Source organism: Parasphingomonas puruogangriensis (assembly GCF_036663635.1).
Lineage (GTDB): Bacteria > Pseudomonadota > Alphaproteobacteria > Sphingomonadales > Sphingomonadaceae > Sphingomonas.
Genome location: NZ_JAXOJI010000005.1, coordinates 53,090 through 75,480, shown reverse-complemented (window position 1 = coordinate 75,480; position 22,391 = coordinate 53,090). Strand labels below are relative to the sequence as shown.

13 protein-coding genes and 1 pseudogene are annotated in these 22,391 nt (G+C 64.4%); 7 read left to right on the top strand and 7 right to left on the bottom strand.

The genetic code is table 11. The annotated features are described in order from the left end of the window. The first annotated feature begins 68 nt into the window (after positions 1-68). The 6 genes from U1739_RS13295 (at position 69) to U1739_RS13270 (ending at position 8,621) form a co-directional block, all read left to right on the top strand. Entirely contained in the window at positions 69-2,387 is a 2,319-nt protein-coding gene (locus U1739_RS13295) for a TonB-dependent receptor (RefSeq protein WP_332708844.1), read from the top strand. Beyond that, positions 2,388-3,710, top strand: a complete 1,323-nt coding sequence (locus U1739_RS13290; protein WP_332708842.1) for a spinster family MFS transporter — start codon at positions 2,388-2,390, stop codon at positions 3,708-3,710. Next, positions 3,707-5,338: a carboxylesterase/lipase family protein gene (locus tag U1739_RS13285; protein WP_332708840.1), complete on the top strand. Its 1,632-nt coding sequence runs from the start codon at positions 3,707-3,709 to the stop codon at positions 5,336-5,338. Before U1739_RS13290 ends, U1739_RS13285 begins: the two co-directional genes overlap by 4 nt. Continuing rightward, entirely contained in the window at positions 5,329-6,927 is a 1,599-nt protein-coding gene (locus tag U1739_RS13280; protein ID WP_332708838.1) for an AMP-binding protein, read from the top strand. The genes U1739_RS13285 and U1739_RS13280 overlap by 10 nt, the downstream gene beginning before the upstream one ends. 26 nt (positions 6,928-6,953) lie before the next feature. Beyond that, the gene (locus U1739_RS13275) at positions 6,954-7,643 is read left to right on the top strand and encodes a TetR/AcrR family transcriptional regulator (protein ID WP_332708836.1); all 690 of its coding nucleotides are present in this window, start codon (positions 6,954-6,956) and stop codon (positions 7,641-7,643) included. An 84-nt stretch (positions 7,644-7,727) separates the two neighbouring features. Continuing rightward, a complete protein-coding gene (locus tag U1739_RS13270) occupies positions 7,728-8,621 on the top strand; it encodes an SDR family NAD(P)-dependent oxidoreductase (RefSeq protein WP_332708834.1) in 894 nt (297 codons plus the stop codon). Between the two features lie 409 nt (positions 8,622-9,030). On the opposite strand, the pseudogene U1739_RS21215 reads toward U1739_RS13270, so the two are convergent. From U1739_RS21215 to U1739_RS13245, 6 genes and pseudogenes are all read right to left on the bottom strand, one after another. Continuing rightward, a pseudogene (locus U1739_RS21215) lies at positions 9,031-9,312 on the bottom strand (hypothetical protein); the annotation flags it as partial. 567 nt (positions 9,313-9,879) lie between these two features. Continuing rightward, the gene (locus tag U1739_RS13265; RefSeq protein WP_332708832.1) at positions 9,880-10,407 is read right to left on the bottom strand and encodes a DUF1440 domain-containing protein; all 528 of its coding nucleotides are present in this window, start codon (positions 10,405-10,407) and stop codon (positions 9,880-9,882) included. A 195-nt stretch (positions 10,408-10,602) separates the two neighbouring features. Continuing rightward, entirely contained in the window at positions 10,603-14,520 is a 3,918-nt protein-coding gene (locus U1739_RS13260) for an autotransporter outer membrane beta-barrel domain-containing protein (RefSeq protein WP_332708830.1), read from the bottom strand. A 118-nt stretch (positions 14,521-14,638) separates the two neighbouring features. Then, positions 14,639-16,987 carry a TonB-dependent receptor gene (locus U1739_RS13255; protein ID WP_332708828.1) on the bottom strand — a complete coding sequence of 783 codons (2,349 nt, stop codon included), beginning with the start codon at positions 16,985-16,987 and terminating at the stop codon, positions 14,639-14,641. Then, on the bottom strand, positions 16,984-17,925 hold the full coding sequence (locus U1739_RS13250) for a FecR family protein (protein WP_332708826.1): 942 nt from the start codon (positions 17,923-17,925) through the stop codon (positions 16,984-16,986). The genes U1739_RS13255 and U1739_RS13250 overlap by 4 nt, the downstream gene beginning before the upstream one ends. A gap of 30 nt (positions 17,926-17,955) precedes the next feature. Further along, positions 17,956-18,486 (bottom strand): RNA polymerase sigma factor, encoded by a 531-nt coding sequence (locus tag U1739_RS13245; protein ID WP_332708824.1) that lies wholly within the window; start codon positions 18,484-18,486, stop codon positions 17,956-17,958. A 316-nt stretch (positions 18,487-18,802) separates the two neighbouring features. Here U1739_RS13245 and U1739_RS13240 point away from each other — a divergent pair, with 316 nt between their 5' ends. Further along, positions 18,803-20,386 carry an MFS transporter gene (locus tag U1739_RS13240; RefSeq protein ID WP_332708822.1) on the top strand — a complete coding sequence of 528 codons (1,584 nt, stop codon included), beginning with the start codon at positions 18,803-18,805 and terminating at the stop codon, positions 20,384-20,386. Positions 20,387-21,325: 939 nt separating this feature from the next. Here the strand turns inward: U1739_RS13240 and U1739_RS13235 are convergent. Then, positions 21,326-22,342: a patatin-like phospholipase family protein gene (locus U1739_RS13235; RefSeq protein WP_332708820.1), complete on the bottom strand. Its 1,017-nt coding sequence runs from the start codon at positions 22,340-22,342 to the stop codon at positions 21,326-21,328. Positions 22,343-22,391 lie beyond the last annotated feature (49 nt).

The window sequence follows — 22,391 nt, the reverse complement described above, 5'->3', positions numbered from 1 at the left end:
TATCTACGGATGCATTCAGTCGGCGTAGCGGCCGGCACCAACGATCGGCGCTCGTGGGAGAGAGACGCATGAAATCCAATTTCCTTGCGACGGCCTGTGTGGCTGCGCTGGCCGCCACAACCGCTCATGCCCAAACAACCCCAACCGCGCCCGACGCGCAAGAAAACGGGCAGATCACCGGTCCTCTCAACTCCAGCGTTGCTGATCAGCGTAGCGAGAATGATCGGCATGACGACATCGTCGTTACCGCGACGCGCCGCCCAGAGCGGCTGCGCGATATCCCGCTGAGCGTCACCGCCTTCTCGCAGAAGGAACTCACCGCCAAGGGCATTGTCGGCTATGAAGGGCTGGCGCGCGAGACGCCGGGCATCGTGCTCAACAAGCCAAGCGCCAATTTCAACAATTTTACAGCGCGCGGCATCGCCACCAACGGTTATGGCGCCGGGCTGCAGAGCACGGTCGCGGTGTATATCGACGAGCTGCCAATCTCGACGATCGGCAACACGACGGTGCTCGACACCAACCTGTACGATGTCGAACGGGTCGAATTCCTGCGTGGGCCGCAGGGCACGTTGTTCGGTTCGGGCTCCCTGTCGGGTGCACTTCGCATCCTGACCAAAGCGCCAGACCTGACCAAATTTAGCGCCTCCGGGCTGGTCGATCTCGGGCTGACCGGCAGCGATTCGTTCCGCCAGCGTTATAACGGCATGATCAATGTCCCGATCGTCGACGACAAGGTCGGTCTGCGCGTGGTCGGCTTCTACCGCGATGAGGAAGGCTATCTCGATAACGTCGGCACCGGCGTGCACAATTCCAACACGCTAATCAACTGGGGCGGTCGCGCGACTCTGCTGATCAAGCCGACCGAGCGGTTGTCGATCAAGTTCCTCGGCTCATACGAGGATAGCGATCCCAAGGATTCGTCGTTGACCAGCCCATCCCTAGGTCGCGAAAAACGCATCTCGGATCACCCCGATCTTTATACCGGCAAGCTCGCTACCGGCAACATGACGCTCGATTATCAGTTCGACGGCGCGCATCTAACCAGCTCGACGACCTATTCGAGCTTCGACCAGAAATTCTATGTCGACCTTGCTAACACCTTTGGCGGCGCCTTGCCGTTCGGCCTCGATGCCGATGGCGGAATGAAGACGTTCGTCGAGGAGGCGCGATTGAGTTCCGATCCGGGCGGCAAGTTCGACTGGGTAGTCGGCGGCTTCTATCTCGCGCGCCGGCTCGACGTGGATTTCAACTATCGCACCTCGCCCGCCTTGTTATCGTCGATCTACGGTGCCAATGCCGGGCTTGGCGAATATTACCAGCGTTTGAACAGCCATACGATCTCGCACGAACTGGCCGGATTCGGCGAGCTGACCTATCATTTCGACGACAAGTTCTGGGTGACCGGCGGGCTGCGTTATGGCCGGGTCGATTCGCAGGCCTTCACCGAGGCGGGCGGTTATCTCGCCAACTTCTTCGCCGTAGCCTTCCAGAATCCCGCCGCACCGGTCGCGCCGCGGGTCGATCCCTATCCCTATGCGGCCGGCCTGAAGGTCGCCGCGTCGCGCGCGACCTATAAGATCAGCGCTTCGTTCAAGCCGTCATCCTCGCTGACCACCTACGCCACGCTGTCGACCGGCTTTCGCACGCCGGTGGTCAACGCGCTGGCGGGCCGGGCGAGCGTGATCAACGCCGCCGACATCATCATCCCGGACGGCGCTTCCTCGGACAATCTAAAGAATTACGAGGTCGGGATGAAGGGGCGGTTCCTCGACGGCAAGCTGACCGCCAATCTCGCTGTCTATCTGATCGATTGGAAGAACATCCAGGTCCAGGCCAACCGCACGTCGGATGCGGTGCAGTTCGCTACCAATATCGGCGGCGCGCGCAGCAAGGGGATCGAACTCGAATTGCTGGCCTATCCCGTCTCAGGGCTGACCATCGGACTCAACGGCTCGCTCAACGACGCCAAGGTGACCAAGCTTTCAGCCAGCGAGGCGGCGATTTCGGGCGCGACGCTCGGCACGCGGTTGTCGTCGCCGCATTTTCAGGGCTCGACCTATATCAACTATGCGTTCCCGCTAACCCCCAGCGTGCTCGCCAACGTCGCGCTCAGTGCGCAGCATGTCGGCTCGTTTCCCAGCGAATTCCCGCGCGTGCCGGGCAACCCCACGGTCACCAAGCCGACCTATGGGTTCACCGATTCGTACGAGAATGTGAACGCCACGATCGGCGCGCAGATCGATCGCCTGTCGCTGGCCGCCTATGTCGAGAATATCTTCGACGATCATTCGGTGACCTATCGCCATCCCGAGGCGTTCCTGGCGAGCCGTGTTGGCACGCTCCGGCCGCGCACGATCGGCCTGCGCGTCGGCTATGATTTCTAAGTGACGCCGTTGGCCACCCCCCTGTCCTCGGTCGCACACCCTGCCCGGCCGGGGAGGCGCGCTTGGGTCGCACTCGCGATCCTGTGCTTCGTCTATGTGCTCAACTTCCTCGATCGGCAGTTGCTGTCGATCCTGGCCAAGCCGATCCAGGACGATCTCGGCATTACCGATGGGCAGCTCGGGATGATCGGGGGGCTCTATTTCGCGCTCTTCTATTGCGTGCTGTCGATCCCGGTCGGCTGGCTGGCCGATCGCACCAACCGCGTCCGCGTGCTAGCGTTCGCCTGCGCACTGTGGAGCGCAGCGACAGTGGCCTGCGGTTTCTCGACCACCTATCCGCAACTGGTTTTGGCGCGCATGTCGGTCGGGGTCGGCGAAGCGGGCGGGGTGCCGCCCTCCTATGCGATCATCTCCGACCTGTTTCCGCCGCGCCAGCGCGGCACCGCGCTCGGGCTGTACAATCTCGGGCCCCCGATCGGGCAGGCGATGGGCGTCGCGTTCGGCGCGTCGATCGCCGCAGCCTATAGCTGGCGTGACGCCTTCCTTGCGCTCGGGGCGGTCGGCATCGTCACCGCAATGATCGTGTTCGTATTTGTGCGCGAGCCCAAGCGCGGTGGGCTGGATGTGCTGCCCGGCGCCGCCGCGCCGCTTGCCAAGCCGGCGCCGGCGCCGTTCTGGCCGACGCTCCGCATGTTCTTCGCGCGCCCGGTATTGCTGCTCGTCTCGCTCGCCTGCGGCGCGACGCAGTTCATCACCTACGCCCTGCTCAATTTCGCCACGCTGTTCCTGATGCGCGAGAAGGGCATGACGCTGAGCGAGGTGGCGATCTATTACGCATTGCTTGTGGGGCTGGGCATCGGCGGCGGGATCTATGTCTCGGGCAGGCTGGTCGATCGCCTCGTGCCGCGTTCCAAGCTCGCTTATGCCTATATCCCGGCGATCGGGCTGGCGCTGGCAGTGCCGTTCTTCATCGGCTTCATCTGGGCGCCAAGCTGGCAACTGGCCTTGCTGTTCCTGATCGTGCCGATGGCGCTTAATTATTTCTATCTCTCGCCGGCGGTGACGTTGGTGCAGCAGGAAGTGCAGCCCAACCAGCGCGTGCTGGCCGGCGCCTTGCTGCTGCTGGTGATGAACCTGATCGGGCTGGGGCTGGGGCCGACGTTCCTCGGCGCGGTCAGCGATATGTTCAAAGCGCGCCACCCCGGCAATTCGCTGCAACTCGCCTTTTACACGCTCGTCCCCTTCTACCTCGTCGCGATCGCCTTATTCCTGGCGCTGGCGCGGGCGCTGAAGAGGGAAGACGGCATCGGAGTTTCCGCATGATGACTGAGTTAAAGGGGTTTGCCGCGGCCACGTTGCTGCTGGCCGTGCCAGCGATGGCGCAGACCGGCCCCATCGTGGACGCGCCCGCCGGCCGTGTGCGCGGCCTGGAGCAAGCGGGGCTGCGCATCTTCAAGGGCCTGCCCTATGCCGCCGCGCCGATCGGCTGGCGGCGCTGGAAACCGCCGGTCGTGCTGAAGCCGTGGCAGGGCGTGCGCGACGCCACCGCCTTCGGCCCGGTGTGCGTCCAGCCCAAGTCGCGTCCCGGCAGCATCTATGCCGAGACCTATCCGGCGATGAGCGAGGACTGCCTTTCGCTCAACATCTGGGCGCCGGCCAAGGCGGGCAAGGCGCCGGTAATGGTGTGGATCCACGGCGGATCGCTCACTGGCGGAGCGAGCAGCGAGACGATGTATGACGGCGCTGCGCTAGCCCGGCAGGGCGTGATTTTGGTATCGATCAACTACAGGCTCGGCGTGCTCGGTTATCTCGCGCATCCCGAGCTCAGCCGCGAGGGGCAGGGCGTATCAGGCAATTATGGCCTGCTCGATCAAGTCGCTGCCCTACACTGGGTGAAGGCCAATATCGCGGCCTTTGGCGGCGATCCCGCCAACGTAACGATTGCCGGCGAATCCGCCGGTGCGCTCAGCGTGATGTACTTGATGGCGGCCCCGTCGGCGCGTGGCCTGTTCGCCAAGGCGATCGCGCAGAGCGCCTATATGATCTCCACGCCCGAACTGCGCAGCGCGTCGTTTGGCGACACTCCGGCCGAGCTTATCGGCACCTATCTGACCGGCAAGCTCGGCGCTACCGACCTGCGCGGGCTGCGGGCGATGGACGCGGTCGCGATCACCGACGCCGCTGCCAAGGCCGGCTATATCCCGTTCGGCACGGTCGACGGCAAGGTGTTGCCCCAGCAACTGGCGGTGACATTTGATCTTGGCGAGCAGGCGCCGGTGCCGATCCTAGCAGGCTTCAATAGCGGCGAGATCCGCTCGCTGCGCTTCCTGGCGCCGCCGGTGCCGGTCGATGCAGCCATCTACACTGCGGAGATCCGCGTGCGCTATGGCGATCTCGCCGATGCTTATCTCGATCACTATCCGGCGAGTGACCTGACCGGAAGCGTGCTACGGGCACCCCGTGACGCGCTGTATGGCTGGACGTCGGAACGCTTGGTCGCCAAGCAGGCGGCGATCGGCGCGCCCTCCTTCCTGTACTATTTCGATCATTCCTATCCTGCGGCCGATGCCGCCGACCTGCACGGGTTCCACGCCAGCGAAATCCCGTACATGTTCGGCACTGCCGACAAGACTCCGGAATTCTGGCCCAAGATTCCGGCCACGCCGACCGAGCAGGCGTTGTCTGATGCGATGTTGGGCTATTGGGCGTCGTTTGCGCGCGATGGCGTGCCGACCGCCACCGGTGCGCCGCGCTGGCCGGCTTATGCCGACAAACGTGGCTATATGACGTTCGCGGACGCGCCTAAAACCGGCAAGCACCTGTTGCCCGGCATGTACGAACTGAACGAAGCCGTGGTCTGCCGCCGCCGCGCCAAGGGCAGGGTGCCGTGGAACTGGAATGTCGGCGTGATCGCGCCGCCGCTGCCCCCCAAGGATCCTAGATGCACATGATCGACGGCGGCATGCAGCCGTTCGCCCTGACGCTCGACAAGTTTCTCACCCACGCCGCCAAATGGCACCCGGACGCCGAAGTGGTCACCGCTCGCGCGGATGGCGGCGTGGATCGGATCGGCTATGCCGCGCTGATGGCGCGCAGCCTGCGCATCTCTGCGCTGCTCACTGGGCTCGGCGCCGGGACCGGCGATCGCGTGGCGACCTTGGCGTGGAACAGCCGGGCGCATGTCGAGACCTGGTATGCCGTGATGGGCGTAGGCGCGGTGTGCCACACGCTCAACCCGCGGCTGACCGCGGTGCAGCTGGCGGCGATGGCGACCCAGTCCGGCGTGCGACTCCTGGTGGTCAGCGCCGACCTGCTGCCGCTCGCGCGCCAGATCGCCGAGCGCGTGCCGGCGATCGAACGCCTGCTGGTGATCGACGGTCCGGTCGCGGACGATCCGGAGGCGCCGCGCCGCCCGATCGTCGCCGCGCTCGATCCGCTGATTGCCGAAGCCGAGGGGGACGTAACCTGGGGGCAATTCGACGAGACCGCGCCGTGCGGCCTGTGCTTCACCTCCGGCACGACCGGCGCCCCCAAGGGTGTCACCTACACGCACCGATCGAGCTTCCTCCACACGCTGCGGCTGCTGCAGACCGACGTGATGGCGATTTCCGGGCGCGACAGCGTGCTTACCGTCGTGCCGATGTTTCATGCCAATGCCTGGGGCCTGCCCTTCGCGCTGCCCGCGGTGGGCGGCAAACTGGTGTTGCCCGGTCGCCATACCGATGGTGCCAGCCTGGCACGGCTGATCGTCTCGGAACGCGTGACGATCGCAGTCGGCGTGCCGACCGTGTGGCTCGCCCTGATCGAGCATGTCGAGGCGAGCGGTGCGGCGTTGCCGACGCTCGAGCGCATCATCATGGGCGGGGCACCGCTTGCGCCGGCGCTGATGGAGCGGATCGAGCGCCGCCTGGGCGTCACCGTGCAGACCAGCTGGGGGATGACCGAGCTGTCGCCGTCGGGGACGGTCTCGCCGGCCAGCGATCCGGCCCGGTCCGCTGCAGTGGCGGGACGGCCTGCCGTGGGCGTCGATCTGTTGCTCACCGATGCCGCGGGTGCGCCGTTGCCCGAGCAACGCGACGTGGAGGGCCATTTGCGCGTGCGCGGCGCGGCGGTGGTCGAGCGCTATTTTGGCCAGGAAGAGCCAGCCACCGACGGCGTCGGCTGGTTCGCCACCGGTGATCTCGCGCGGATCGACGGACAGGGCAATCTTATGATCACCGGCCGCGCCAAGGATCTGATCAAATCGGGCGGCGAATGGATCAACCCGGCCGAGATCGAGGCGATCCTGGGCGCCTTGCCGCACGTGTCGCTGGCGGCGGTGATCGGCCGCGTGGATGAGAAATGGGGCGAGCGGCCGATCCTTTTAGTCGAGGTTCGCGACGGCCAGCCGATCAGCGACGCGGACCTGCTCGCACCGCTGAAAGGGCAGGTGGCGAGTTGGTGGGTGCCGGATGCGGTCGTGCGCCTGGACAATATGCCGCTGGCATCGACCGGCAAGATCGACAAGATACGGCTGCGATCTGAATATGGTGGCGCATGACCGCGCCGGAGCAGGAAAGCCAGCGTGTGCCAAAAGCGACGAAACCGTCCCGACCCTCGACCAAGGCGGAGCAGCGCGCCGAAAAGACCGAGCAGATTCTCGACGCGGCGGAATATCTGTTCTCGAAACACGGGCTGTACGGCGTGGCGCTGTCCGACGTGGCCAAGCGCGTCGGCGTGCATCACACGCTGTTGAACTACTACTTTTCGGACAAGAAGAACCTGTTCGACGCGGTGTTCGCGCGGCGCGCCGCGGTGACCAGCGAGCGCCGGATGAAGGCGCTCGACGATTATGCCGTGGCGTGCGGCGACCGGCCGACGGTCGAAGGCGCGCTGCACGCGTTCCTTGATACCGATCTCGATCTGTATATCGAGGGCGGGGAGAGCTGGAAGAATTACGGTGCGCTAGGCGCGCAGGTCGCCAACACGCCCGAATGGGGCGCGGAGCTGATGGACGAGCATTTCGATCCTGTCGTCCTGCGGTTGCTCGATCTGCTCAAGTGTGCGCTGCCCGATTGCCCCGAGGACCGCATCTTCTGGGGCTATCAGTTCGTCACCGGCGCGCTGATGCTGACGCTGGCGCGAACCGGGCGGATCGACAAGCTCTCGGGTGGCCTGTGCCGCTCGGAGGATTTCCTCGCTGCCAAGGAGCATATGGCGCTGTTCATGGCCGGCGGGTTCCGCGCCATCTGTCAAGGTAGAGCCGCTCCCGCCTGATCGTCCGGCGCAGCAACCCGCGCGTTGCCAAATTAGATACTCACTATGTGGATAGTGAAATATATGTTGATAAGGAGAAAAATGATGTTGCTGATAGGTCGCGTTGCCATCGTTACGGGCGCCGGTGGGGGATTGGGCCGAGCGCACGCGCTGTACCTTGCAAGCCAGGGTGCACGCGTCGTCGTTAACGACCTCGGGCAGGAAGCGGCGGAGCGCGTCGCCGCCGAGATCGTCGCCGCCGGGTTCGAAGCGCTGCCGATCGCGGCGTCGGTCAGCGATGAAACGGGCGTCGCGGCGATGGTCGCGACGGTGATGGAGCGCTGGGGCCGGATCGATATCCTGATCAACAATGCCGGCATCCTGCGCGACAAGAGCTTCACCGAGATGAGCATGGACGATTTTCGCGTCGTCGTCGACGTCCACCTGATCGGTGCGGCGGTGTGCAGTAAGGCAGTGTGGGATATCATGCGTGCGCAACGTTATGGCCGCATCGTGATGACGACGTCATCGTCCGGCCTGTACGGCAATTTCGGCCAGACGAACTATGGCGCGGCCAAGATGGCGCTGGTCGGGCTGATGCAGACGCTGGCGATCGAAGGCGAGAAATACGACATTCGCGTCAACGCCCTGGCACCGACGGCGGCAACCCAGATGACTCAGGGGGTGCTGTCCGACGACAGTCTGACCTTGCTCGACCCTGCCTTCGTGAGCCCCGGCTTGCTGGCATTGGTGCATGCCGACGCCCCCTCGCGCGCCATTCTGTGTGCCGGTGCCGGGCATTTCGCAACGGCGAGCGTGACCCTGTCCCAAGGGCGTTATATCGGCGGCTGCGTCGATACCGGCGGCCAGGTGATTCAGCATTGGAGAGATATTTCGCAGCGCGACGGTGACATCGTGCCTTCTTACGGTTTCGCGCAAGCGGAACGCGAGCTTGGCAGCGCCGGCTTGACTGCGCCAGTTTTGGCTCATCACAGCTAAAGCGTAGTCAACGGCTTTAACAGCGGGCAAGTCCCTCGGCATTACGGCTCACTAAAGCCGGGTGTCGTCCTAGACGGCGGTTGGAGTAACACACCGTCAGGCGAGGTTTTAGGCGCCGTCGGCGAGGTGGCTCCGGGATACCCGTCGGCTTGTAGACGATCGACGCCTAAGTACGTCGAACGGAGTGAGTATTGAAATCTTCGGCTCGAAGGCGAATGCGGAGAATCTACTCACATCCGAGGCGGGCACTGCCTCGTGCTTATGTGCCCGGCAAAAAAAGTGGTGTGGGAAGCGGACGCCAGATTCGATGCGAACATGGTGGTGTCCCCGCGCTCACCGCTGATACGTCGTTAGCTGCGGAACAGCCCGCACACGCGCCACAGTGCATTGGCGGACCGACGCGCTGTTCTCACCGACAAAGCGGAAAACTCCTGTCGAAAAGCCGGGCGGGGCGACGCCATGGTTGGAGTGCCCCCGTCAACCTTTGAGCCAATAAGCCGCCGCTTTGATGATCAGCACGAAGTTTCCTACGGCCGTTGGGAGCAGCCTGCAGATGAATGCCGCTGGGCACGATGTAGGTGCCGCCGGTCCGGATCATCCGCTTGTCGGAGTTCGTTTCCATGCACTGCTCGCCCGCCACGATGTAGAAGACCTCGGGTCCCGGATGCGAGTGTATGCGGGTTTTCATTCCGGGGGGAAGATCGCTTCAGAGAAATGGGCAATCGCTGGACCATCAGGCAATACCAGTGGGCCGACGCGGCTATTTTGATAGCGCCGCTTGTCGGCTCCGTGGCGTCGCCCAATACGTATAGCCAATTTCGGACATGTGCCGCGGCGACGGTAGCCTAACGGTGCTTGGAAGCCTCCGCGCTAGCGTCCGCAAGCGTCGGGTATTCGCGGATATGCCAGTAAAGCTTCACCGGCGCGGCAGCGAGATCAAGTTCGCTGGCTTGGTAGCAACCCGGCATCTCGCGGTCAGTTGGTACGGGAGCAGTGCACAGGCCAGGGACCGGGGGCACGTCTGCTTGCACGGCGGCGGCTAGAAGCAGCATTAGCAAGAGCATCTTCGCCTCCAATTCTTAGAACCTCGTCCTGGCGTTTATAATGCGATCCGCCTATTGGCAGCGGGCGATGGCAACGTAGTTCAACGGCTTCTACTTCGGGCGAGTAGATTATGTACGGATGGCCAGTTCTAGAGAGCCAAAAGCCGTCCTGAGCGGCCGACGGTGGGTGGTCGATGCCTCTCGTGTAGACGGGCTTAGCCGACTTCGTGCGGCGTTAGCGTGCCCGCGACCTGCCGGCGAACGATCTCGATCACGCCGCCAAAGACGAGGTGAGAGGCATAGGAATAGAGGTTGCTTGCGATCCCCGCGTCCCACGGCGCGGTGCCAAGCCCCGTCACGGGGACCGCGGCTTCATCCAATATGGTCGCGGTGCATAGCCCGAAGGCCGTGCCATAGCCGGAGGCGACCAAGGAGCGGAATTCCACGGCGATACCATAAGCGGTACCCAGGGCGATTCCGACCGCATAATGAACCGCCTGCCCGGCAAGCGGTCTGTCCCTGTCAGGGATCGCATGGCCTGTGATGCCCGTCGCGACGGCGTCGGCCGATTTCTCGGTTGCCGGTTCGAGGTCGCCCCCTCCCGACGGCAGCAGCGGAGATGCCGCCGCCTGAAACCTGTCCATCGCAAAGGACGCGACGGCGCCCGCGATCACGCCGGCCACAAGACCGCGCGCAATTTTCGCAGCGTTGCTCTCGTCAGTCTTGGTAGGGGGCGAGGCCATCGCGAATCTCCTTTGTCTGGCACTTAGTAACTCCGGAGGCGGGGACGGGTTGCCCCAGGTGGGGCCACAGCTTCAGAACATTCAGATTAATCGATAGCCGGTTTGGGAGCGGGCTAGGTTGTTCGAAAGGCCGGATATGGGTCATATAATCGGGGCCTCGTTAGAGGTATGGGCCGGCACAGCCGGCCCAAGGTGCTACAGTCCGATCCGGATGCCGACGCGGCCGCCACTGCCGCTATATTCCCCGCCGAAGGTAGCGTTGCCTTCTAGAAAGCCCGACACGCGCGCGGGGTCGCCGATGTTGAGGCCGAGCACGCCCTCGCCATGATCGCCGCCGCGCCGGTCGGCGATGCGCTCGGTCACGCCGCCGCTGAGGAAGCGCAGGCCGCTTCCGTCCTTGAGCTCGTGCGCATAGCTGCCCCCGCCATAGAAGACGACGCGGGTACCGGCGATGTCGCTCGTGCCGCCGATACGACCGCCGAGTTTGCCGCGCAGCCCCGACGTTTTATCAAAGTCGATCGTCTGGCCGAGCGCTGCAAGATCGTCCAGGCTGGTGCGTTGCCACGCCAGCGTGGCGACCGGCTCGATGAACAGCACGCCCGTGCCGAGCCGCACGCCGACCTCTACCTGGGCGCCATAGCTCTGCCCCTGGAGGCGATCCGACCAGTCCTGCCCCAAATTCGAAGCCGATACCCAGTAGCGATCATACTCCGCTAGCACGTTGGCGAACGCGGCGCCGGAGCGGAGCCCGACATAGCCGCCGATATTGGCCGCATCGATGCTCGCCCGCTCGGCGGCTTGCTTGAAGCGTACTTTCGAGCTGACATAGCCACCTAGGATACCGGCCGAGAGACCACCGGCATCGTCGGCCTGCACCACGTCATAACCGATCTCGCCGCCGTAATAGTCTTGGCGCAGGCCAAGATTATAGCCGGCTATGGCATTGCTATCGTCGCGCGTCTCGACCCCGCCCGAGGCCTGGAACCACAGTTTGCGGCCCGGCGCCGGAGCGTCGCGCAGATCCGCCATATGCGCGGTCCAGCTGTCCGCCGACTTGAGCCACAATGCCTGTGCCGCTTCCTGCAGCTTGAGCAGACGATAGACCGATGCACCGGCCTGCGTGGTCAGCGCGTAATTGCGCGTCGCCGCATCGTAGGTCAGGCCGTAGCGGATGAACCCGGCATCGGCGTTGCCCAGCGTAAAGGCGTTCGCCGCCGAACCTGCGCCCACCGATACCACGGTGATCGGCTTGGCCAATAACGTGGCGTTCCCGCCTATCGGGTTGATCACGATGCTGGTGGTGCCGCTGGCGACTCCACCGATCACCAGGCGGTCGGCTAGCCCGGCCGCGGTGACGTCGAGCGCGAGCATGCCGGCGCGACCGATATAGGCGCCCGGCAGGGTAAGCACGTTGCCCGCCACGCCGTTGCGCAAGTCGATCGTACCGGCATTGTCGAAGCTTTCCAGCCCCAGCATGGTCACGCTGCCGGCCTGTAATTGGCCGGGCCGGACCAGCAAGGTTCCAGTATTGACGAAGCGGTCGTTGCCGAGTCCGAAATCGCTGTCTTTGGTGGCGGCGAAGATGCCGGCATTGGTCAGCAGGTCGTTGCCCCCCGCGAACTTGATCGCGCCGTTGATCCGTCCGGTATTCGTGAAGGTGACCGTGCCGGCTGTGGCGGAGACAGTATAGCCTGTGCCGCCGGTGATCGTGCCGGCATTGTCGATCTTGATCAGACCGGGGGATGGCACGGGCGTCGGGCACGTGACGTTGCCGAACTCGTCCTCAGTATAGTCGCATGGCCCGAGCGCGGCGATGCGCACGCCGTCGACCGCGCCGGTGATGCTCCCACCGACCAGCACGCGCAGCGTCGCGTCGCCGCCGGTCATGTCGACCGCGCCGCCGCCGGCGCCACTGGTCACGCCGCGGATGGTGACGTCGGCCAGCGCGCGCGCATTGACTTGGATCGCCGCCGCGGTGGCCGAACTGGTGGTGGTGGAGTCGATGAACACGTTCTCACGCCCGCCGGCAAAGATGCCGACCGCGCCTTGGCCGGTCACCGCAACCGTCCGACTGATGACCCGGATGTCCTGGTCGTAGCCATCGGCCGCAGCCTTGGCCGCCGCAACGGCCGGCGCCGCCAACATTGCGGTCGGCAGGGAAGTCCCGATCACGCCATCGATCGGGTTGCGCACCCAGATGCCGTGCGCGTTCGCGCCGGTGGTGGTGACCTTGTCGGCGTTGACGGTGATCCCCGTATTGCCGTCACCCACCGAAAACACGTCGATGCCGATCGCCGCCGCGCCACTGGTCTTGATCGTCCCTCCGTTGATCGTGGCGATACCGTTGAGGACGTTGCTGCGGATGCCCTGCGCCTCATCACCGGTGGTGGTGATCGAGCCCTTGTTGGTGATCAGCACGTTGCCGGTCGCCGAGACGGTGAAGATGCCGCGCGATAGGCGGCCGCTGGTCTCGATGGCGCCGGTGATGACGATTTCGGTGTTGCCGCCCTGCGAGACGAACGAGCGGATGCCCTGGGCGTTCTCGCCCGAGGTCGTCAGCGTACCGGCGGTGATCTTCAGGTCGCCCTGCTGCGCCACGCCGTAGATCGCGTTGGCATGGAAGCCACTCGTGCTGACGCGGTCCACCTCGACCGTCGAATTGCCCAGCGCCGACGAGATATTGATGCCGTCGGAATAGTCGCCGACCGTCAGGACACTGCCCGCGTCGATCGACGCGTTGCCGAGCGCCGTGGCCGAGATGCCAATTGCTGCATTGCCGCGCGTTTCTACCGATCCGACCGTCAGCGCGGCATCGCCGAACAGGTAGCCGTACGATTGCGGGCCGCTGTAGATGCTGCCGGCGATGATCTGCACGCCGGTCGAGCCATAGCCGGACGTGACGACCTTGCCGACGTCGAGCGTCGCTCCTGCGCCACCAGCGACGAACACGCCGCCGGCATAATCGCGGCCGGTGCGGACCTCGCCGACCGACACGGTGGCCGTGCCGTAATTGGCATAGGCGACGACGCCAGCAGCGTTGGCACCTGATGTGACGACCAAGCCAATATCAGCATCGACGTCGCCGGTCAGCGAATGCGCGAACACGCCGAGCGCGCCAGTGCCACGGGTCTCGATCGTATCGGCATCGACATGCACGTTGCCGTAATAGCTTTCCGCGCGCACGCCGATCGAGCCTGTGCCCGCCGTGAACACTTCGCCGACGCTGACGCTGTTGTTGCCGGTTATTGTCAGGCTGTCGATCGCCGAGCTGTAGGCTCCATAGGTGACCACGCTGTGCGCAGTGATCGCGATATCGCCGACCCCGCCGGCATAGATGCCGCGCGATTCGTCACCGATGGTGAGGACATCGCCAACATTGATCGTGGTCGATTTTTCGCCGTCGAAATTGAGCGTATTGATGCCGTCCGATAGGAAGCCGTAGGTCGCGACGGTATCGGCCGTGACCGAGACGTGGCCGTTATAGGCGAGCACCTCGATGCCGTTGGCCTCGGCCCCGCGCGTCGTCACGTTGGCCAGGTCAATGACGACGTCGCCGCTCGTGCTGAGCACGAACGCGGCGACGCCGCGGTCGCCGCTTGTCGAGATGTCGCCCGCATCGATCGTGGTGGTGCCGCGGCTCGTGCTGGTGACAATGCCGGCGGATCCGTATCCATCGGTTGTGACGTTGCCGGCATGGATCGTGATGTTGCCGAACTGTGTGGCGGAAAAGATCGCCGTCGCCGAATCGCCGATTGTCTGGAAATCGTTCGCACCGGCATTGACCGTCACGCCGCCATTAAGATTGCCTGCGGCAAGCCCCTGAGTTCCCTGCGCAATAACGACCGCGGCGGGATCGAAATTGATCGTCAGGTCGAGCGGTTCGACGGGGTCGATGATATAGGCGATGCCATCGGGATAGGCGGCCGGATCGGCCGCGCAATTGACGACACCGTCGACCGGGGCGCCGCACGTTTCGCGCGGATCGATTTGGGCCTGGGCCTGGGCGGTGCCACAAGCAAACAGAACCCCGGCAAGCGCGGTGCTGAGCCGCAGCCCGGCGCGAACGGGGCTACCCTGCAGGGCGGAATGGATGGTGAAACGATCTGATGGCACGAGCTGACCCCCGATGATGTCCTGGTGTTCGCCGATATTTCGGCATTGAACTGTGGACGCCGCCGGCGCGCGGACACCTTACGGTTTGATGACGATATTTTTCGCGGGAGACGCGATCTCAGAAGCGGGCCTCAATCCCTAGGCGAACCGTCAGCGGTCGCAGCGGTGTGACTTGCGGATCGTAGAGCCGGTACGGCGTCGCCAACGCGAAGCGATTGCCGGCCTTGTCGAGCGGGTTGCTGAGCTGCACCGACACGGCCCGCGCCGCAGTCCCGAGCCGGGCGGACAAAGTGATGTTAGAATAGTCGCCCTGTGCCTGATCGAGCTGCACCCCGGTGCCGAGCCGCGATGCTCCGACCCGCCGCCAAGTGCCGGTCAGCGTAAGGTCGCCCCCCATCACTGATCCCGCCTGCAGCACGGCAATGGCGTTGAACCCGCGCGGTGCGACATTGGGCAACTGTGAGTTGACCACGATGATTGCATTGAGGTCCGGATTGTACAACCGATTGCGGTTGACGAACATGCCGCCATCCAGCGTGATCCACGACGCCGGCCGCCAGGTCGCCTTGGCTGCCACTGACTCGATCGTTGCATTGCCGATGTTGAGTGTGATCGGTGCGCCGCCCTCGGTCACCGAATCGGCCTGGATATCGCGCCAGCGCGCGTGTGCGACGGACAGTTCCAGCCGCAAGGCGGTATCCGCCGCACCCACGCGCAGGCCCACTTCCAGGAGCGACAGCGTGTCCGAGCGGAAGTGCCGGATGCTGCTGCCCGATGCGGTACTACCGCCGGCGCGGAAGCCCTGTTGCGCGCGGGCGAACCAGCCGATCCGGGGCGCCATCTGCCACGTGGCGCCGAAGCTCGGCAGCAGCCGCACATGATGCTGCGCGGGGTTGCGGCTTATTACGGGCCCGGCGTCGGCTATGTCGGTTGTCGTGCGGAAATAGCCCGACAGGCTGGTATAGCTGCCCCGCGCGCCAGCCGTTAGGGTCAGCCTGCGCGCGATCGGCAGCGTGGCTTCGCCGAACAACGCCGCCTCGAACACGCGATTGTGCAGCTGCGTCCGTTCGGCCGTGCGCCCCGGGTCGCTATGCTGACGGTTGGCCCGGATCGTCGACCGGTTGGCAGCGAGCGCCACTCCCGCCACCCAGCTAGCCTCCCCCAAAGCGCGGCTGGCCAGGCGTGTTTCGCTAGAGAAAGTGCTGGACCGCGCCTGTTGATCGACGACCGACAACGCGTCGTTCGCGGCCTCCGATGCATCGTAGCGCTCCTCCAGACGCTGCGCCGACAGGCCAGTGGCCGAGACCAGTTGCAGGTCATCCCAATCGCGCCGGACCGTCAGGCTGCCGAGCGTGTAATCGCTGCGATAGGGTTGCGCGATCTGGCTGGTGCGGGTGAGCGGCGGGCCCGCGGCGTCGGCCGCCTGGTTGTCGGCACCAGACAGGCGCTGCACCACCGCGCCGGCATCCGCCGTCCAGTCGCCGGCCAGCAGCCGGAGCATTACCCGCCCGCCGATGGTTTCGACATCATTGCCGTCGTCCACTTGGCGCAGCGCATCGTTGATATAGCCGCCCTCGCTTTTGGCATAGCCGACCAAACGAAGCCCGAGTCGATCGGTGGCGACCGGCAGGTTAAGGACGGTGGCCCCGTCCACGCCCGGTTGACCATGCGCGGTGAGCGATGCGCCGAGCGTCACCCTCCCCGCTGCGCGAGCGAGATCGGGTGGTCGCGGCTCGACATGGAAGATGCCGCCCAGCGATCCAGAGCCGTACAGCGTCGCCTGCGGCCCCTCCAGTACTTCGATCGATTGCAGGTCGATCAGCGCGAGGTCGGGGTCCGGCGCGCCATAGGTCAGACGGATATCGCCCAGATATTGGCCGACCGAAGCCTGTAGCGGACCGATGAACGCGGAATCTGAAATGCCCCGGATAAACAATTTGTTGCGGCCCGCGCCCAATTGGGTCGAATCGATCGTGGCGATCCGATCGACGATCGCTTGCGTGTCCGCGGTGGCATTCCAGCGCTCCAACGCCCCCCGGTCGATTGCCGTAATGACGCCCGGATAGTCTGCCATACGCGTTGATCGCTTGGCGGCGGTAACGACGATATCGGTGCGATCTTCCGGGCTCGTCGGTGGGGTCGGGCGAGGCGCCTGCCGCACACGCTTTCGCTCCACGCGCCAGGCCGACGGCCCGACCGCCGTGGCTGCCCCTCCGCTGTCGCGCAGGAGCTGCGCCAGCGCCTGCCGGATCGTCATCATGCCGCGGATCGCCCGAGTCGGTCGAGGGGCGAGCGCCGGAGAGATCAGCGCGATATCGATATCCGCCTGGATCGCCAGCAGGTTCAGCGCCGGACCCAAGGTACCGGCCGGAATATCAAAGGCTACCCGCTGGCGCGATACAGTCTCGGGCCGGCTTACGCTGATCGGTGGCGATACCAGGGCAGCGACGGCGGCAGCCAAGATCAAGGCGCGGCTGTCGCAGCGCGTATCCGCCAGCCGTGGCCCGCTTGGTCGATCTGCACCCCGAGCAATGACTCAAGCGTCACCCGCATTGTCTCCGCATCGCCGCGCACCCGGATGCTGCCGCTGAAGCTTACCGCGCCGAGCGACGGATCGAGGATCATCGGGATGCCCAGCGCGCGGCCGAGATCATCGGCGACCTCGACCAGCGGTGCCTGCTGATAGCTCAATCGCCCGGCGCGCCAGCCGCCAATCTGCGCCACCGGCTGCCGCGCGACGGTCACCACCCCAGCCCGCTCGGTCAGCGACTGCCCCGCGCCGAGCTCGACCGCGCCGCCGGCACCGCGATACGCGATCCGGCCCTCGGAGACCGCGACTTCGAGGCCGGATGGGCGCCGCACGACATCGAACACCGTGCCGATATCACGCACGATCGCCGTGCCCACGGACACTGTGAAGGGGTGTGCCGCATCGTGTCTGACCGTAAAGGTGGCCTGGCCGTGTTCGAGCCGCGTGGTACGACCATCGGCCGAGGCCAGCACGAGCCGGGTGCCACCGTTCAGCGCGATCGTGCTGCCATCGGCTAGCCGCACGGTCCGCGCCTTGCCCGGTAGCGTCTGCAGTACGGACGCCACCGCAGCTGGCTTAGCAGTAAACTCGCGCAGGCCGATCGTCGCGACCGCGACCGCTGCCACGGCCAGCGCGGCGACGCGCCATGCCCTCACTAAAGGTCGCCAGCGATGCGTCACGAGATCAATCGACGGCCGCTCGCGCAGCATCGCCGCGAGCGCAGCATCGCGGTTGGCCAAGGCCCAATAGGTATCAACATGCGCCTGATCGGACGCCAGCCACTCGGAAAACGCGGTCCAGTCGGCAAACAGCGTGTCATTAACGCGGGTCAGCCAGTGCAGCGCCTCCTGCTCGATCTGCTGTTGCCGGTTCATTGCCATGATTCCAAGACGCCGCGGATGCGCTTATGCCTCATCCTTGTCGCCCCTCAACTCGAGTAAGGCGGCATAAGCCCGCCGTAGATATTTCTCCACCGTGCTCAACCCCAGGCCGAGATCGGCGGCGATATGGCGCTGCGTCTCGCCGTCCACCCGATGGCGTCGGAAGATCGTAACGATCGGCTCGCCTAGCGCCGCGAGCCGCGCCTGCGCCGCGGCGAGCGCCTCGCGGGACACCAGTATCCGGTCCGACGCGGGCGCCTCTGATGCGCCCGGCCAGGGACCGCTTTCGGCTGCATGCCAGTCGCCATCGCGATTGCTCGCGCGCCGCTCGCCGCGCCGCCGATCGAGCAATACCGTGTATGTTACGCGATACAGATACGCCAGTGGATCCCCCACCGGCCGATCGACCGCCTGAATACGCAACCACACGTCTTGAATAATGTCTTCGGCGTCATGCATCGCGCCGGACCGCCGCGCAAAGCCCAGCAATTGCAGCCGGTGCGTATCGAAGACAGCGAGCAGCCCGCCGGCAGTATCGCTCGTTACGTGCCCCATCACACTCGCAAAGCCAAATCCTGTTCCCGCACGGGCACCGTCAACGACCGGTGGAATAATGTCCAGCCCGGCCTGAGGCTCACAGCTTTTCTGCTTTGCCGGATGCCAGTGTCACGATGGTCATATTGATTCGATTGGGCGCGCCGCTACTGAACGAGCGTCCGGTTTCGGGAAGCGCAAGGTCGCTCTGAATGACCGGGATAAGGGTCTTGTCGCCAGGACGAGTTCAGTCGGTAGTAGCTCACTGGGATCGTAGACCAATGGCCTTGGCTCACCTAGAAAGTGTCACGTAGGTTTGGTCACAGGGGGGGCATAAATGCGGGCATTGAACAGCACGCTGTCCGATCGTCAGGCGGTCTGGGCGTTCGTGCTAGGCTGCATCGCTGTGACGGCCGGCGTCTGCGCGCACCTGCCGATGTTTGCGATGGCGCGGACCATGAATTACCGTCTGGCGGGCATGCCGATGGACGGCACGATGCTCGCCGGCATGGTGATGATCGTTCTTGGGACGTTACTAGCCGCCTACGGGCTGTTGCCGCGTAACGTGGCGGCGCAGCGCGCGGCGGCTGCGGATATCGTGGTTGCCGCGCCTGAGGACGCTCCGCTCAGCGCCGCGCACTGGAGTCTGATGACGGTGCTAGTCATCGCGTTGGTGATCGACGTGATGAAGCCAGCCTCGCTGGGCTTTACCGTTCCCGGGATGATCAGTGAGTACGGCGTGCCCAAAAAGACGGTTTCTCTGGTGCCGTTCTTCGCGCTTGCGGGCACGGTCACGGGATCGGTTCTGTGGGGCTGGATCGCCGACGTCTATGGACGCAAGGCGTCGATCTTGCTGTCGGCGGTAATGTTCGTTGGCACCTCAATCTGCGGTGCGATGCCAAGCCTCGCTTGGAACATTGGCATGTGCTTCATGATGGGTGCGGCGGCCGGGGGGATGCTGCCAGTGACTTATGCGCTGCTTGCCGAGATGATGCCGAACCGCCATCGCGGCTGGAGCCTCGTCCTGGTCGGCGGGCTCGGTGCGGTTGGCGGCTATTTCGCGGCCAGTGGCATGTCCGCGATGCTGCAACCGATCTTCGGTTGGCGAATCCTCTGGCTCGCCAATTTGCCGACGGGGTTGACCTTAGTCCTCCTCGGCGCGCTTATCCCTGAATCGGCCAGGTTCCTACTGGCCCGCGGCCGGGTGGCAGAAGCCGAGGTGGTGATGCGCAAGTTTGGCGCAACGGCGCGAACGGCGAGTGCGCCCGTGGTCGCTCAGAAGCACGGATCGCACATGCTCACCGGGCTGAAACTTTACGGCAAATTGGCGGCGCTTACCATCTGCGCATTGTCGTGGGGGCTCATCAACTTTGGACTGCTGCTGTGGCTGCCAGCAGATCTCGTTGCTAAAGGTTATTCGGTTGGTGTATCGAGCCGTCTGCTGGCCGAAAGCGCGTTGATCGCGTTTCCAACCGTATTCCTTGCGGCGCTGATGTACAGCCGGTGGAGCACCAAGTGGGCGCTCGTGACGATGATCGCCGTGACGCTGGCGGGACTGCTGCTGGTGCTGCGGCTGGAGCTGGCGGGGACTGGCAGTCCCGTCGTTCCGGTCGCGCTGCTGATCGTTGGCACAAATGGAATCATCGCGATTGTGTTGCCCTATTCTGCGGAAAGCTTCCCGCTCCGCGTGCGTGGCCGCGCGACCGGATGGGTCGCCGCCTGTACAAAGGGGGGTGGGCTGTTAGCGCAGGGCCTGACTATCAGCGGCGTCGTCCTGTCAATGGGTGTATCGTCGCTGATGGTAATGGTGCCAACAGCCATGTCGCTGGGGTTCGTTGCCTGCTTCGGACGCGAGACACGAGGACGTGATCTTCGAGATCTTGACGCAGCCAGCGGTCAGCTTGGTCACGACGCTTCGTAAGACTGGGTTTCGGCACCAAGCTTTAGCTTGGTTGGATCGCGACAGATGTGTGGCCGGAGTTGGGGGGGGGCGAAAAGGCGCCACGAATGTCGGGTTTTGGTCGTGACAGCCGCTAGACGAACGAACAAACAAATGCCGCCCGAACATATGAGCTAAGTGGGCATTTATTGGCTGATGGAAGAGTAGCCTTATGTAACGGTCGCGGCGGTCCGTACCTTTCTGGACGCCAAGCTATGAGGTGGACGCTCGCATTATTGGCGGTCGCCGCCGTGCCAGCGCTGGCTGGTCCATCGACGAACAGAACCGAGGTGCGGCTAACGCCCGGCGAAATCGCCGATCTTCAACAGCGAGCTGGTGGTGCTGAAACCTCGGGCGTGGCCGGCATCCGCACCGCAATCCTCGCTGGAGACCGACCAAGCCCGGCCCTTATACGATCGAGCTTCGCGTTCCTGCGCGCAGCCGCATCGCTGCTCACACTTATCGCGACAACCGCTCGGTCGTGGTCGTCTTGGGCGCTTGGTATTTCGGCTATGGCGCCGTTGCCGAGCCGGGTGCAACCAAGGCATTGGCATCGGGCAGCTTCTATACCGAGCCAGCTGGCGACGCGGCATTTCGCCATCACCGGTACCCAGCCGGTCACCGTTATCGTTAGCGGCTACGGCCCAACGGACACGCTGTTCATTGGGAAAAGATGGCCATTGGTGAGTCGATGAAGCGCGATAGCCCCGCCAGCGTTTCGCCACGGGCGTCGGAGATGCATTGCAGGTTTCAACGCGCTTCCTCGCTGCTGTGGAGAGGCATCGGCTCCATTAGCGGTGACCCGACCGGCCTCCGCCTGATCGCGAACGCCGCCTGATCCCGCGCACCGCCTTATAATGGAAGCCTGACGTCCGTTGTAGACCAGATTAGGATACTAAGGGAGTTCGGCGATTTCGTGTCTCAGAGGCTCGTTTTTTGCGCTCGACGGGGTTGGATATCGATGATCGTCAATCCCTGTCGTTCGGTCGGGATCTGCCCGCGTTCGATCCGGTCCAGCATCGCACCAGCATCGGCATACCCCGCCGACCACCGATAGCGCACCGAGGTGGACGAGAAATCCATTGCTTTGCCGGCAACCTCCTTGTCCTGATTCGCATAGCTGAGCCTGACCAACGTCACCGAAGCTGCCGCGAACGCCGGGTCGTGTAGATAGGCGTTGTGCCAGCGCTCTATCGTCCGCCGGCTCTGTGCGGCGAACATCAGGTCCTGCGCGCGGCTCATCGCCTCGCCCAGTGTGTTGGGGGCAGCCGCCGCTAGCGGCAGCAGATCGACTGCAATGCATAAAACGGAGTCGCTTGGCCGATCGCCCAACACGGGATCCAGCGGCAGATTGTTCGATAAGCCACCATCAACAAACACGCGATCCCCGATGCGGATCGGCGGAAAGGTGGGCAGCAGCGCGGCGCTTGCCCGGATATGATCCGTGGTAATTTTCAGGTCGGCGCTGTCGAAGAAGACGTCTTCGCCGGTCTGCAGATCGACGGCACCCGCTGTGTATCGCGCAGTACCGGCATTCAAGAGCTCGAAATCGACAAGCCGCTGCAGGCTTAGCGCTAGCGGCTTGGAATCGAACAGGCTCGGCGCCGCGGCCACTGGATCGAGGTCCCACCAAGAGCCAAGGGGCCCGATCGGGCCGAAGACGCCCGGGCGGCCCAAGGTCATCGCGCCAATCGCCGCAGCAGAGCGGCGAAGCGTTTCAAAGGGCGACCACCAGCTTGAATCGCCCTGTCCGCTGTCCGGACGCCAAAACTCGGCCAGGCGATCCTGACGGTTCGCCGCCCTGTTGCCGACGATCAAGGCACCATTGATCGCTCCGGCTGACGTGCCGACCACCCACTCGGGGTCCATCCCACGTTCCTGTAGCGCCTGATAGACGCCGGCCTGATAACTGCCGAGCGCGTTGCCGCCGCCAAGCACGAGCGCGATGCGATAGGGAAACTTCATTAGCTACGGTCCTGTTTCATGC